Origin of the sequence: Pedobacter segetis (genome assembly GCF_016623585.1) — a bacterium.
Lineage (GTDB): Bacteria > Bacteroidota > Bacteroidia > Sphingobacteriales > Sphingobacteriaceae > Pseudopedobacter > Pseudopedobacter segetis.
Genome location: NZ_JAEHFY010000002.1, coordinates 115,283 through 129,622, shown reverse-complemented (window position 1 = coordinate 129,622; position 14,340 = coordinate 115,283). Strand labels below are relative to the sequence as shown.

The window sequence follows — 14,340 nt, the reverse complement described above, 5'->3', positions numbered from 1 at the left end:
CATTTTTTAATTTTTAGGGTTATATTTACAGATACAATCTCTACAAGAAACCAGTTTATGGAAACACCGATACTAATTGAAGAATTAAAAGATTATCCTTTTGATCATATAACTAGATTGAATTGCGAAGATGATATGCTTAAGTTTAAGGCAACGGTTTTGGGGGAAAGCAGTACAGCCTTAATCCCTATGACAACCGGGATATTATTAGCATACTATGCGGGTAAACCAGAAAAAACCTATCAGCTACGCTACAGCCAGTACTACCAAAACAAGGTGCTGATCAGTTTAATGCTTTCTGGTAACGCCACGCATAAATTACAAGAGAGTATTGATGCGGATATCCATAAGAATCAATCGTTTATGTATGCTGTTAAAGAAGATGGGAAATTGTCTTTAGTTGAGTATCAAAAAGCAAAACGTTTTGAAATGGCATCTCTGATTTTTGATGAGGAGGTTTTTCTGGCTTGTTTGGATAAATTCTTTGATAAAGACCAAAAAAAAGAAAAGGCCGCGTGTTTAAAAGCAATTTATTCTGGTAAAAAGCCCGGTAAATTATTTGATATCTCTAACGATGTGAACCTCATCATCAAACAGATCTTAAAGTGCCGTTTGAAAAAAAACTTCAGAAGGGTTTATCTAGAGTGTAAAGTATATGAATTGCTTGCCCATTATTTCCAATCCATTTCTTGTACAAACCAATATGAGATACATTTTTCTAGCGAAGACGTTAAAAAATTACAACAAATAAAAACAGACCTCGGCTCTATGGAAGTAACAGATGTTTCAATTGACCATCTATGCAAAAAATATGGCTTAAATAGGTTTAAACTTACCTCAGGTTTCCAAAGTTTGTTCAATATATCAGTGGTAAAATTCTACAGGAAAAAGGTGTTGCAAAGAGCCTTTTTAGATATTAAAGAAAATAAATTAGGAGTTACAGAGGCCGCATTAAAATACGGTTATAATACACCTCAATCGTTTTCGAAAGCATTTTATAAAGAGTTTGATATTAGGCCGAGCGCCATTGTGGCTTAAACACTAAAATTAGGAGTAAAAAGATCTTTAAATAAACATTTAATTTTATTACTGAAAAACTTTTTAAACCAGGCTGAACTTGTTTATCAGAACTTTAAAAATCCGTGGGTATGATCTAAAAAAATGGTTTTGATAAAATTTTGTTAAATATGCCAAACGTGGCATTCTCGTTTTTGGCAAAATATAAATCTGTTAAAAAGCTTTTGAAAAATTACCTCAACCTTGTTTGGGATGTGAGGTTGATAATCTAGAACAATTTTTTTCAAGAAATTAATGCGGAGAGGGCGGGATTCGAACCCGCGGTACCGTTTCCAGTACGACAGTTTAGCAAACTGTTCCTTTCGGCCACTCAGGCACCTCTCCAATTTCTAAAAACAGCTTTTTAAATGTCCGTGTCTTTTAGAGGTTGCAAATATAGCAATCCGCTTATATCTACAAAAAGAAATTTCAATTCTGTTTAAGGTAATCTATCCTTACGTGGTAAATACCCATCAGCATTGTCTTAAATATCAGCTTAATAGTCTCAATTTCTTTAAGTGTAATATTGCTATCATTTAACTGATGCTGTTCTAATTTATAGGTTATGATACGCTCTACCAAGGTGTTTATGCTTTCTGCATCGGGTTCCTTTAAACTTCTTGATGCCGCCTCCACAGAATCTGCAAGCATTAATACTGCGGTTTCCTTGGTAAAAGGGATTGGCCCGGGATAGCGAAAAGTATTTTCATCAACAATTTTTTCTGGAAAATTCTTTAAAAAAGATTGATAAAAATAATCAACCCTCGTGTTTCCGTGGTGGGTTCTGATAAAATCTATGATAACCTCTGGCAAATTGTTTCTCCTTGCCATTTCTATCCCGTTTAAAACATGCTTGATAATAATTTGCGCACTTTCTTCATACGGCAGCTTATCATGTGGGTTTAAGCCCTTATTCTGGTTCTCGATAAAAAACTGCGGGTTATCCATTTTGCCAATATCATGGTACAAAGCCCCTGCCCTAACCAATAGCCCGTTGCCGCCGATCTTAAAAATCGCAGATTCTGCCAAGTTGGCCACCTGCAAAGAATGCTGGAAAGTCCCCGGTGCTTTAAACGCCAATTCTCTAAGTAAATGCGAATTGGTATTTGTTAGTTCTATTAAGGTGATATCAGAGGTAATGCCAAAAAGTTTCTCGAACAGATAGATAAGAGGATATGCCAAAAGCGATAGCAAAACGCTAAACACAAACGGTAAAAATTTCATCCATTCTATGGCATCTAGGGTACCTTCCCTAATTAACGAAATACCCAGGTAGGCAATAAAATAGTTTAACAAGATCAACAGTGCCGAAAGCAAAAACTGCTCTCTCCTCACTAAATTTTTGATGCTATAAATAGCTACCATACCAGCGGTGATCTGTAAAAAAGCAAATTCAAAACTGTTTGGTAAAAAGAAACTGGCAATTAACACAACCAACAAATGGATGTTCATGGCCAATCGGGTATCAAATAGTATCCTAATAATTATCGGAACGATACAGTAAGGGATATAATAAAGGCTTGGAAGTTTAAATTTTATAGATAGGGACAAAAATACCAACATACCGGTAAATACGATCAATATCAAAGAGATCTGGCGGTTATCGGCAAAAATATCTTTCCTAAACAAAAACAAGAAAAACATCAACATGGTAACAACGGTAGAAACCAACAAAAACTGCCCAACCAAGGTTAGTTTCCGATCGTTGGGAGAAGTTACAGAATCTTCATAAGATTGCCTTAACGATTCTAATTTTTGATAAATATCTTCGTCTATCCGGCTATTTTTGGCAACGATCAATTCTCCCTTTTGCACCATGCCTCTGGTAGAAGAAAGGTTTTCTATCGCCTGCTTTTCGATTTTATCGGTCAAGCGCTCATTATAGATTACATTTGGTGAAATCCTATCCCTAATAATCCCAGAAATAATGTCTGCCTCTATATTTTTTTGATCAACAAGTTCTTTACCCGCCTCTAAAGCCGCCGAAGCTTGGGTGTATAAACTTGCCGTACTTACCTGCGTTTCTATATTGTTTTTTAAAAGGGAAATCACGTATTGGTCCCCATCTCTTTGGTATTTTTTATTGAGGCCTATTACCCCCTTTTGATAAATGTTTTGTAAAATCTTAAAGCCTGTATCAAAGTTAATTTCCTTATTATCATCTTTTAAGCCGGCGTTTTTCCATTTAGCTTCAAAATCTGATCGGTATTGATCAGATTGATCTTGAAAAACTTGTTCATCTAACTCATAAACCGGTAAAATAGATTTTATGATACTTTCTTTATCGTTTTTTATTTCTTCAGGAGTTTTTCTAATGGGGAAATTGTACGGAGAAACCAGGTCATCGTGTAGCCAAACGTTTCCCTTTTCAAATTCAAACTTAAACTTTGCTTGCTTTGGCAAAACTGCCGTGATGATGATGATGCTTAAAGCCATCAAAACATACTTTACGATAGAAGTATATTTTCTGTAAATAATTTTGTGGGAGTTTTTATTGATATTGGCCAAGCTGTTATATTTTGCTCAAATTTAAAACAATTTATTTAATGATTTTTAGCAAGGTTCTTTGGACGTAATCGGTTTGTTTATTTGTACAATATTTGAACTAGCACTAAGCAATAGGGATAGTAGCGGATACCGGCCTGTGCTTAATGCCTGTGGCGTATGAGCGGATAGCCCGGCTATTGCCCAAATTATTTTCATCTTTTCCAAACTATAAAACATTCCATTGACCAATCGTTTATCAAAAATGGTTATTTTGCAAATCCAGTGATGTAAACATTTTAAAAAATAATTTCATGAAAGAAGTATATATTGTTGCAGCCCTAAGAACACCCATCGGTAGTTTCGGAGGGATTTTATCGTCATTTACAGCAACCCAATTAGGAGGTTTTGCCATAAAAGCAGCCGTAGAAAAAGCGGGTATAAAACCAGGAGTTGTACAAGAAGTTTTAATGGGGAACGTACTCTCGGCCAATTTAGGGCAGGCACCGGCAACACAAGCCGCAAAATTTGCAGGCTTGCCAGATGTACCAAGCACCACTATAAACAAAGTTTGCGCAAGCGGGATGAAAGCCGTAATGTTGGCTGCCCAAAGTATTGCCTTGGGCGATAAGGATATTATCGTTGCAGGCGGTATGGAAAGCATGAGCAATGTGCCATATTATTTGGATAAAGCTAGAACGGGTTATAAATTAGGCCATGGCCAATTGACAGATGGTTTAATCAAAGATGGCCTTTGGGACGTTTACAATGATTACCACATGGGTTCTGCGGCAGAACTTTGCGCCTTAGATTGCCGCATAACAAGGGAAGAACAAGATGCCTATGCAATAGATTCTTATAAACGGGCACAAAAAGCGATTACAGATGGTAAATTTAAAACAGAAATAATTCCATTAGAGTTAAAAGACCGTAAAGGAAACGTAACAATGATCGATCAAGATGAAGAGCCCGCAAACGTAAAATTTGATAAGATCGCCGCTTTGCGACCAGTATTTAAAAAAGACGGAACCGTTACTGCCGCAAACGCATCTAGTTTGAACGATGGTGCCGCAGCTTTGGTTTTAATGAGCAAAGAAAAAGCAAACGAATTAGGCATTAAACCATTGGCCAAGATTTTGGCTTTCGCCGATGCCCAACAAGCGCCAGAATGGTTTACTACGGCGCCATCCAAAGCCATTCCTTTAGCTTTGAACAAAGCCGGTTTAAAACCTAAGCAAATTGATTTTTACGAGATAAACGAAGCATTTTCGGTAGTTTCTTTAGCTAATAATAAAGCTTTAAATTTGAGTGCCGATAAGGTAAACGTACATGGCGGAGCGGTTTCTTTAGGGCATCCACTAGGGGCTTCTGGTGCAAGAATTATGGTAACTTTGATAAATGTTTTAGCCCAAAATAATGCTAAATTAGGTGTTGCCGGTATTTGTAACGGCGGCGGCGGAGCAAGTGCAATTGTAATAGAAAATATGCGTTAATGTAATTTATGAAGCAATTTTTAGTAGCCTGTATTTTATTGGCCGAAACACTTTGTGGATATTCACAAAGTAAAATCTCTTTGCAAGAAGATTCTTTAAAGGTTTTGGGTACGCAGTTTACCAGCGATTCTTTAGAATCTAATAGAATTAAGGCCAATTATGATTTTATCAGGCTTTTTGTTTCTTCTTTAAAAGAAAAGAACTCCTTTGCTTACCCCTATTCTCAACTCACAAATTTTATCTCAATAAAAAAATCAGATGATGATAAGTTTAGGACTTTTACATGGTTTACCCAATTAGATGATGGTTCTTATCGTTATTATGGGGCAATACAGATAAATAACCCCAATAAATTAGAGCTTTATCCATTAGTTGATAATACCCAAAACCTAAAGATAAGCGATAATCTCGCCGATACTACCTTGCAAACCAACCAGTGGTATGGGGCAATATATTACAATATTTTACCTGTTTTGGGCATTAAAAACCCTTATTATATCCTGTTTGGATGGAAGGGCAAGGATCTAAGGTCTAATTCAAAAATAATAGAGACTTTATCGTTTGATAAGGGGAAACCTGTTTTTGGCGATCAAGTTTTAGAAGATGGGCAAAAACCCAATGATTTTCATTCTAGGATCGTATTTAATTATACCAAAGATGCAGACATGATGCTTAAATATGTAAAAAACGATAAAATTATCGTTTTTGATCATTTGGTTGCGCCATCTGATAAATTAAAAGGAATGACAGATCTATACGCTCCGGATCTTTCTTATGATGGTTACAAGTTCAAATCGGGTAAATGGGTTTTTCAAGAAAACATGAAATTAAAGAATTTACCAGAAGAAAGTGATGATTTGTTTATAGATCCTTCAAAAGACAGCCAAAACACAAGTCCTGTGATCAAAAATTGAGTGCCTTAGGTTAACCAACCCTTAACAAAGAAATCTTTATGGGCTAATTGCGATAAAAATATCTGGTTCATGGTATTTTGAGATATGCCTGTTTCTCTCAACTTTTTAAAATAGGTATATTTGCATCATGACCAACAATGATATTTTACGACGATTACGCTATACTTTTGAATTTAACGATGATAAGATGATCGCGATTTTTGCCGCAGCAGATAAAGTAGTGAGCAGGGCAGAAATAAGCAATTGGTTAAAAAAGGATGACGACCCAGATTACAAATCTATGCATGATATTTATTTTGCATCATTTTTAAACGGGTTAATCAATACAAAAAGAGGTAGAAAAGATGGTGAGCAACCTAAGCCAGAAAAAAACCTCAATAATAATATCATATTTAAGAAACTAAAAATAGCCCTTGCTTTAAGAGATGAAGATATTTTAGAAATATTGGATTTGGTAAATTTCAGGATTTCTAAGACAGAACTGAGCGCATTTTTCAGAAACCCCGATCAAAACCAATATCGCCCATGTAAGGATCAAATCCTTAGAAATTTCATCCACGGTTTGCAAATTAAATATCATCCTAAAGAAAAAGAATAAATGAAGAGGGCTATCATATTTTTGTTATTAATTTCAATATTTTCTAAAGTATTCTCACAAGATAAACCGGCTTACATCATCTACAATAAAGAGGGTAAAAAAGTAAGTTATGGTAAAATGATCAAAACGTTAGCTAAACAAAATATCGTTTTATTTGGTGAGGTCCATAATAATCCAATATCGCATTGGTTAGAAATCAGCCTTACCCAAGATTTATCAAAATCTGATTCTTTAATTTTAGGTGCCGAAATGATCGAAGCCGACAATCAAAAACCTCTGGATAATTATTTAGCTGGCCATATCGATGATCAAACTTTCCAACAAGAAACACGGCTTTGGCCAAACTATGGCACAGATTATAGCCCATTGGTAGAGTTTGCAAAAGAGAAAAACATCAAGTTTGTTGCAACCAACGCCCCTAGAAGATATGCTAGTCTGGTTTTTAAAAATGGTTTTGCAGCTTTAGACACTTTAACATTAGAAGAAAAAAGCTGGATCGCTCCATTACCCATAAAATTTGACCCAAACTTACCGGCCTATCAAAACATTTTAAAAATGATGGGCGGCCATGGTAGCGAACTTTTAGTAAAAGCACAAGCTATAAAAGATGCAACGATGGCCCATTTCATTTTGGCAAATTACAACCCTTCAAATCTATTTCTCCACTTTAACGGATCTTACCATTCAGATGATTTTGAAGGGATATTATGGTATCTGAAACAAGAAAAACCTGACTTAAGGTACAATACCATATCAACGGTCTCCCAAGAGAACATCAAAAAACTAAATAAAGAATATATAAACAAAGCCGATTTTATTATTTGCGTTGATGGTTTGATGACCACTACTTATTAAATATAATTTCAGTATCCTTTCAATAAAACTATCAATCTTTATCGATTTTATCATATTTGTAATTCTAAAAAAACAACATGGCAGACGAAAAAATAATCTTTTCTATGGCTGGCGTAAACAAAGTTTACCCACCACAAAAACAGGTTTTAAAAAACATATATCTCTCTTTCTTTTATGGGGCTAAGATCGGGGTTATAGGTTTAAACGGTTCAGGTAAATCATCGGTACTTAAAATAATTGCCGGTTTAGATAAGGCATACCAAGGCGAAGTAGTTTTTGCGCCAGGTTTTACGGTTGGTTATTTAGCGCAAGAGCCAGAATTAGACCCTACAAAAACCGTTAAACAAATTGTTGAGGAAGGTGCAAAGGCCATAACAGATATTTTGGCAGAGTACGAGGCCATCAATGAAAAATTTGGTTTGCCAGAGTATTATGAAGACGGCGATAAAATGGAAAAATTGATGACCCGCCAAGGGGAATTACAAGACCAGATTGATGCCGTTGATGGCTGGGGGTTAGATTTAAAACTAGAAAGGGCGATGGACGCTTTACGTTGCCCAGAACCTGATACAAAAATAGCTACGCTATCTGGAGGAGAGCGAAGAAGGGTTGCGCTTTGCCGTTTATTGATACAAAAACCAGATGTTTTATTGTTGGATGAGCCAACCAACCACTTAGATGCAGAATCTATTGATTGGTTAGAGCAGCATTTGCAACAATACGAAGGAACGGTTATCGCAGTAACCCACGATAGGTATTTTTTGGATAACGTTGCCGGGTGGATATTAGAGTTAGATCGTGGCGAAGGTTTACCTTGGAAAGGCAACTACAGCAGTTGGTTAGATCAAAAGGCTAAACGCTTGGCCCAAGAAGAAAAAACAGAGACCAAACGCCAAAAAACTTTAGAACGAGAATTGGAATGGAGCAAGATGGCCCCAAAAGCCCGCCATACAAAATCAAAGGCCCGTTTATCCAATTATGAAAAACTAGCATCCGAGGAAACTAAAGAAAGAGAAGAAAGGTTAGAGCTGTTTATCCCTCCGGGCCCTCGTTTAGGAAACGTAGTGATAGAGGCAACAAACGTTACCAAAGCTTTCGGAGATAAAGTGCTTTTCGATAATTTGAATTTCTCTTTGCCACCAGCAGGCATTGTTGGTATTATTGGCCCCAACGGAGCAGGAAAAACAACTTTATTCCGATTGATTACCGGACAAGACAAACCAGATAACGGGACTTTTAAAGTGGGAGAAACTGTAAAACTGGGTTATGTTGACCAAAGCCATGATGATCTGGATGCCAATAAATCTGTTTGGGAAAACGTAACCGGAGGTTTAGAAAACATCCCTTTAGGAAACCGGGTGGTAAACTCTAGGGCTTATGTTTCCCGTTTTAATTTTAATGGTGCAGATCAACAGAAAAAAGTAGGCGTTTTATCTGGCGGAGAAAGAAACCGTGTGCATTTGGCCATTACCTTAAAAGAAGGTAGCAACGTTTTGTTATTAGATGAGCCAACCAACGATATTGACGTAAATACCCTAAGGGCCTTGGAAGAAGCATTAGAAGATTTTGGAGGTTGCGCCGTTGTGATTTCTCACGATAGATGGTTTTTAGATCGTATCTGTACCCATATTTTAGCCTTTGAGGGCGATTCTCAGGTTTACTTTTTTGAAGGGAACTATTCTGATTATGAAGAAAATCGTAAAAAACGCTTGGGAGATGTAGCTCCTAAAAGGATAAAGTACAGAAAATTGGCTTAATTGATATTTTTGAGGCTTATCAAGGTTATTTTATCTTGATGAGCCTCATTTTTTTTAACCATGAAGATGAAATACGCCTTTTGCCTCATTCTTTTTTCGCTTTTCTCGTTTACGGGTTTTTCGCAAATATTAAACCCGAGCTTTGAGGATAATCTTTCTCAATGGAATATCAAGGAAAGAAACCATTTCCATTTCTCTATTGATTCTTCTCAAAAACATATTGGTAATCAATCATTAAAAATAAATGGAAGAGAAACTCAATCATCTGATTATATTCCTTTTTCGCAACCAGTTTTGATTAGTTTAAACCATTTACAAACCATTAAAATCTCTTCTTACGTTAAAACAGAAAACTTAAAAGGCAATGCTGCTTTGTGGTGCCAAGTTTGGGACAAAAACAACAAAATGATTGGCTTCCAAAACTCCGAAATGCAAAACCTGTTCATAAACGGTAATACAGATTGGCAAAAATATTCCTTAACCATCACAGCAGACTCATCTGTAAAAAAACTGGTTTTAGGCGGTTACGTTAGTGGAGATGGGACAGCTTGGTTTGATGATTTGCAAATTGTATATGCAAATAAAAAAGATTCTACTACCTCTGCCGAAGTAAAAAAATTCATTACTGACTTTAATGACATCATCAAAAAAAATAGCATTTATTCAGATTCTTTAAATTGGGAAAGCATCAACAAAAACATACAGGATTTGTATGCCGGTTTAAAAACAATTGATGAAGCTAAGGTGCTTACAAGTTACATGATTGATCAATTGAGGAAAGCGGGCGATAACCATTCTTTTTTGCAAACTAAAACCGTTGCAGAAAACTATACTAAAGATAATTCTACACCTTTAAAGCCAAAGGCCAAATTATTAGAAAACGGCATTGGTTATATTTATGTTCCCGGCTTTACCTCTACCAATGATAGTGTTTCCAAATTATTTACAGATACCATCCAAAATTTGATCAGAAAAATAGATATCCAAAATAAGATCAGAGGCTGGATCGTAGATTTAAGGGAAAACCAAGGTGGCAACATGTACCCTATGATCGCAGGGCTTGGGCCGCTAATTGGCAATGGCACTTTGGGTTATTTTATTAAAAATGATCAGGGTCTTTCCATCAGTAATAGATGGTATTATGAAGATGGTATTGCTGGAACCGGTAAAAACTTAAATCTTACAAAAAAGAATGATCCATATCTCATCAAAAACCCGATGCAGAAGATAGCGGTTTTAATCGGCGCAAAAACGAGTAGCAGCGGAGAAATGACCGCTATTTCTTTTATCGGGAAAAAGAATGTAAAACTTTTTGGCCAGCATAGCGGCGGTTATACCACCGGAAACGTTAGTTTTAGATTATCTGATGGTTCTGCATTGGTATTGGCTTGCTCTTTAGTAGCCGATAGAAATAAGAAGCAATATCTAAAAGGAATTGATCCCGATGTACTGGTAGCGGATTTAAAAAAGGTAAACGATGATGTTTTAGGTGCAGCCAAACGTTGGATAAACGAATAGACCCGATTGTAAAGCATCATGAAATAAACAATATGATTACAATTGCATAAACCTCCGCTATCTTTTTATTAAAGGTTTTTTTTATTATCGTAATTATATACCTTAGGCAAAGTTTGCAATCTAAATTATTGATGTATGAATATTAAGTTTCGTTTAATTACGATGAATTTTTTAGAGTTCTTTGTTTGGGGAGCTTGGCTTATCTCTTTAGGGGGTTACATGTTTAGTTCTTTACATGCAACTGGCTCACAAATAGGCTTAACATACGGTACAATGGGGCTGGCCTCTTTGTTTATGCCTGCTTTGATGGGCGTTATTGCAGATCGCTGGGTAAATGCAGAAAAAGTTTTAGGTTTTTGCCATTTAATGGGCGCTGGTTTATTGTTCTGGGCTTCAAAAGTTCAAAACCCAGAAACCATGTATTGGGTAATACTATTAAATTCTATGTTTTTTATGCCAACAATAGCGTTAAACAATACGGTTTCTTATATCACCTTAGAAAACAAAGGTTTCGATATCATAAAAACATTTCCCCCAATTAGGGTTTGGGGAACCATAGGTTTTATAGTTGCAGTTTGGATCGTTGATATTTTTGGTTGGACATTAAATTCTAATCAGTTTTTAGTTGCAGCAACGGCAGCGGTTTTACTAGCAATGTACAGCTTTTCTATGCCCCCTTGCCTACCCGGTAAAAAATCTCAAAAACTTTCCTGGTCAGAATCTTTTGGCCTGGATGCCTTTGTGCTTTTCAAGAGAAAAAAAATGGCCATATTTTTTCTTTTCGCCATGTTGTTAGGTGCTGCTTTGCAGATTACCAATGCTTTCGGAAAACCATTTTTAGATGATTTTGGAGCTATTGCAGCTTACCGAGATTCTTTTGGGGTAAAACACTCCAATATCTTGATCTCCATCTCTCAAATTTCTGAAACCCTCTTTATACTCGCCATCCCGTTTTTCTTAAAAAGATTTGGGATTAAAATAGTGATGCTCATCAGTATCTTAGCTTGGGTATTTAGGTTTGGTTTATTTGCAATTGGCGATCCGGGGCAAGGCTTATGGTTATTGGTTTTATCAATGATCATTTACGGTATGGCTTTCGATTTCTTCAATATATCTGGCTCCTTGTTTGTAGAACGCGAAGCCGAACCAAAGATTAGGGCAAGTGCGCAGGGTTTATTTATGGTGATGACAAATGGTGTTGGCGCTTACTTGGGTGGGTGGTTAAGTGGTTTGGTTGTTGATTATTTTACCGTTGGGGAAATAAGGAACTGGCCAGATATATGGTTAACTTTTGCGGCCTATGCACTTGTTCTCGCTATCATATTTCCGCTGGTTTTTAAATATAAACATCAAAAAGACGATATTCTTATAAAGGCTGGGCATTAAAATATTTAGCAAAATAATCGACTGACAAAATTTCAATGGCTTGATTTTTGTGGAATGACATATGAATTTATGAAATAATTTTTGTATAAAAATCCCCAACATTTTCTGTCATTTAACGTTAAATAATGTAAAGTTTCTTAACTTTGCAAACTTTTGCTTTTAATAGTATCTAGAATATTAATATTTATAAATGAGACAACTCAAGATTACGCAATCCATTACCAACCGTGAATCACAATCCTTAGATAAATATCTACACGAAATTGGTAAAGTTGATCTAATCACGGCCGAAGAAGAAGTAATTCTGGCCCAAAAAATAAGAGAGGGCGACCAAGCCGCTTTAGAACGTTTAACAAAAACAAATTTGCGTTTTGTGGTTTCTGTTGCAAAACAATATCAAAACCAAGGGCTTACCTTAGGTGATCTAATTAACGAAGGTAATTTGGGTTTAATAAAAGCAGCTAAAAGATTTGATGAGACCAAAGGTTTTAAGTTTATCTCTTACGCCGTTTGGTGGATACGCCAATCTATTTTACAAGCCATAGCAGAGCAATCTCGCATTGTGCGCTTACCTTTAAACCAAGTTGGCTCTTTAAGTAAGATCAGCAAAGCTTTTTCTAAATTAGAACAAGAATATGAAAGGGAGCCTTCCCCAGAAGAATTGGCAGATACTTTAGAAACAACGGTAGAAAAAATCTCTGATACGTTAAGCAATTCTGGCCGCCATGTTTCTATGGATGCTCCTTTTGTGCAAGGAGAAGAGAACACCCTATTAGATGTTTTAGAAAACGATAATCCCAATACAGATAGTAGCTTAATTGATGAGTCTTTATCAGAAGAGATCAAACGTTCTCTTTCAACCCTAACAGAAAGGGAGAGAGAAATAATAGTGCTTTTCTTCGGCTTAAGCACAAACCATCCTTTGTCTTTAGAAGAAATTGGAGAAAAGTTTAATCTAACAAGAGAAAGAGTAAGGCAGATTAAGGACAAAGCCTTGCAAAGGCTTCGTCATACCTCAAGAAGTAAAATTTTGAAATCTTATTTAGGATAACCTCTTTTTGCTAATAAGCCATTAATTTAAAATCCATCTCTAAAAGATGGATTTTTTTATTACCTATCAATTTATAATTTAAAATTGATTAATAAAAAAAGCTATCCTACACAAATAGAATAGCTTTTAATAAAAGCTTTTAAGATAGATTAAAAAGCGTAAACCACTGCCAATGAAAATTGTGAAGCAGATTTGGTTGGAGTCCCATTTTCTTTCACAAAACCAAAAGTATTAGTTTTGGCATTATCTAGCCTTACTTCCGGAATAAATCTTAAACCACCCGCCTTAAGGTTTGCAGTCAACGTAAATTCAGTTAAAGCTTCTTCAGGAGCAGAATCTTTTATTTTAAAATACTCACCTCTTAATCCTAAGGCAAAACCATCTGTAATACTATATTGTGGATATAAGGCTACTCCAGAAAATCCTCCATTATTACTTCCAGGTGCAGAATAATCAGCAGCGTTTAATCCTAACATAAATTTATCTGTTAATTGATAACTAGTTGTTAAATCAAATTCTGTTCCTGCTGGGTAACCTGTAAGTACATTCAGATAAGCTGTCCATCCTTTAGCTGGGCTAAGAGATAATTGAGCCCCAAAATTTGATAATCCAAAACTAGGATCTGCTGTATAACCATTCCAATAAAAAGAGCTAGCATCAGTTGTATTAAATAAACCAACCATAATACCAACCTTATCAGAAATGGCATAATTAGCTTTTATACCTGCATTTTGGAAAGGTCCGTTTGTAAAAAGATAGGATGTTGAATAATTAAAGTTTGCAACTGGTGAAATTACTTCATAACCAACAAAAGTACCCATATAACCAGCTGTCATGCTAAATTTATCGGTAAACGCATAAGAAGCGTACAGATTTTGGATATGAAAACCAGCGACAGGCAAAGATTGATCACTTCTTGGGCCAAAAGAAACTTCTCCAACAAAAGAAGCTTTACCAGTAGTCTTCTTCAAAGCTAAATCTACCATCCCTAGCGATAGCGAATTTTGGTCAGAGGCAAAACTTGTTGGTATGTTCGCAACCTTAGCAAAGTCATACTTGTAATAAGCATCTACCGATCCTGAAATCTCTAAGGGAGTAGATGTACTGTCTGTTTGTGCATTTGCACCAAATGCTACTAATAAAGCAGCTGCAATTGTTAATAGTTGTTTTTTCATTTTTTTTTAATTGTTTAGGATTTGATTGTTTATTGATTATCCAAAAAATAACC

General features: G+C 35.9%; 11 protein-coding genes and 1 tRNA gene. 9 read left to right on the top strand and 3 right to left on the bottom strand.

Annotated elements, in window-relative coordinates; translation table 11 throughout:
• Positions 1 to 57: 57 nt before the first annotated feature.
• Positions 58 to 1,038 (top strand): helix-turn-helix domain-containing protein, encoded by a 981-nt coding sequence (locus I5M32_RS01925; RefSeq protein ID WP_200584486.1) that lies wholly within the window; start codon positions 58 to 60, stop codon positions 1,036 to 1,038.
• Positions 1,039 to 1,314: 276 nt separating this feature from the next.
• Here the strand turns inward: I5M32_RS01925 and I5M32_RS01920 are convergent.
• Together I5M32_RS01920 and I5M32_RS01915 are read right to left on the bottom strand one after the other, a co-directional pair.
• Positions 1,315 to 1,401 (bottom strand) — tRNA-Ser (locus I5M32_RS01920).
• Between the two features lie 84 nt (positions 1,402 to 1,485).
• Positions 1,486 to 3,492 carry an HD family phosphohydrolase gene (locus I5M32_RS01915; RefSeq protein ID WP_200584563.1) on the bottom strand — a complete coding sequence of 669 codons (2,007 nt, stop codon included), beginning with the start codon at positions 3,490 to 3,492 and terminating at the stop codon, positions 1,486 to 1,488.
• A gap of 362 nt (positions 3,493 to 3,854) precedes the next feature.
• On the opposite strand from I5M32_RS01915, the gene I5M32_RS01910 reads away from it, so the two are divergent.
• The 8 genes from I5M32_RS01910 (at position 3,855) to I5M32_RS01875 (ending at position 13,112) form a co-directional block, all read left to right on the top strand.
• A complete protein-coding gene (locus tag I5M32_RS01910) occupies positions 3,855 to 5,033 on the top strand; it encodes an acetyl-CoA C-acyltransferase (RefSeq protein WP_200584485.1) in 1,179 nt (392 codons plus the stop codon).
• An 8-nt stretch (positions 5,034 to 5,041) separates the two neighbouring features.
• Positions 5,042 to 5,947, top strand: a complete 906-nt coding sequence (locus I5M32_RS01905; protein ID WP_200584484.1) for a hypothetical protein — start codon at positions 5,042 to 5,044, stop codon at positions 5,945 to 5,947.
• A gap of 127 nt (positions 5,948 to 6,074) precedes the next feature.
• Complete coding sequence (locus I5M32_RS01900; protein WP_200584483.1) at positions 6,075 to 6,545, top strand: YehS family protein; 471 nt, start codon at positions 6,075 to 6,077, stop codon at positions 6,543 to 6,545.
• On the top strand, positions 6,546 to 7,400 hold the full coding sequence (locus tag I5M32_RS01895; protein WP_200584482.1) for a ChaN family lipoprotein: 855 nt from the start codon (positions 6,546 to 6,548) through the stop codon (positions 7,398 to 7,400).
• A 77-nt stretch (positions 7,401 to 7,477) separates the two neighbouring features.
• Positions 7,478 to 9,157, top strand: a complete 1,680-nt coding sequence (ettA, locus tag I5M32_RS01890; protein WP_200584481.1) for an energy-dependent translational throttle protein EttA — start codon at positions 7,478 to 7,480, stop codon at positions 9,155 to 9,157.
• Between the two features lie 66 nt (positions 9,158 to 9,223).
• Entirely contained in the window at positions 9,224 to 10,675 is a 1,452-nt protein-coding gene (locus I5M32_RS01885; protein WP_200584480.1) for a S41 family peptidase, read from the top strand.
• 135 nt (positions 10,676 to 10,810) lie between these two features.
• Entirely contained in the window at positions 10,811 to 12,061 is a 1,251-nt protein-coding gene (locus I5M32_RS01880) for a nucleoside permease (RefSeq protein ID WP_200584479.1), read from the top strand.
• Positions 12,062 to 12,251: 190 nt separating this feature from the next.
• Positions 12,252 to 13,112 (top strand): sigma-70 family RNA polymerase sigma factor, encoded by an 861-nt coding sequence (locus I5M32_RS01875; protein WP_200584478.1) that lies wholly within the window; start codon positions 12,252 to 12,254, stop codon positions 13,110 to 13,112.
• 149 nt (positions 13,113 to 13,261) lie between these two features.
• Here I5M32_RS01875 and I5M32_RS01870 read toward each other — a convergent pair whose 3' ends face one another.
• The gene (locus I5M32_RS01870) at positions 13,262 to 14,287 is read right to left on the bottom strand and encodes an outer membrane beta-barrel protein (protein ID WP_200584477.1); all 1,026 of its coding nucleotides are present in this window, start codon (positions 14,285 to 14,287) and stop codon (positions 13,262 to 13,264) included.
• Between the last annotated feature and the right edge of the window lie 53 nt (positions 14,288 to 14,340).

Coding starts and splice junctions, on each gene's coding strand:
- ettA (WP_200584481.1), top strand. CDS start 7,478: ATGGCAGACGAAAAAATAATCTTTTCTATGGCTGGCGTAAACAAAGTT.
- I5M32_RS01885 (WP_200584480.1), top strand. CDS start 9,224: ATGAAATACGCCTTTTGCCTCATTCTTTTTTCGCTTTTCTCGTTTACG.
- I5M32_RS01895 (WP_200584482.1), top strand. CDS start 6,546: ATGAAGAGGGCTATCATATTTTTGTTATTAATTTCAATATTTTCTAAA.
- I5M32_RS01915 (WP_200584563.1), bottom strand. CDS start 3,492: ATGGCTTTAAGCATCATCATCATCACGGCAGTTTTGCCAAAGCAAGCA.
- I5M32_RS01925 (WP_200584486.1), top strand. CDS start 58: ATGGAAACACCGATACTAATTGAAGAATTAAAAGATTATCCTTTTGAT.
- I5M32_RS01870 (WP_200584477.1), bottom strand. CDS start 14,287: ATGAAAAAACAACTATTAACAATTGCAGCTGCTTTATTAGTAGCATTT.
- I5M32_RS01880 (WP_200584479.1), top strand. CDS start 10,811: ATGAATATTAAGTTTCGTTTAATTACGATGAATTTTTTAGAGTTCTTT.
- I5M32_RS01875 (WP_200584478.1), top strand. CDS start 12,252: ATGAGACAACTCAAGATTACGCAATCCATTACCAACCGTGAATCACAA.
- I5M32_RS01910 (WP_200584485.1), top strand. CDS start 3,855: ATGAAAGAAGTATATATTGTTGCAGCCCTAAGAACACCCATCGGTAGT.
- I5M32_RS01900 (WP_200584483.1), top strand. CDS start 6,075: ATGACCAACAATGATATTTTACGACGATTACGCTATACTTTTGAATTT.
- I5M32_RS01905 (WP_200584484.1), top strand. CDS start 5,042: ATGAAGCAATTTTTAGTAGCCTGTATTTTATTGGCCGAAACACTTTGT.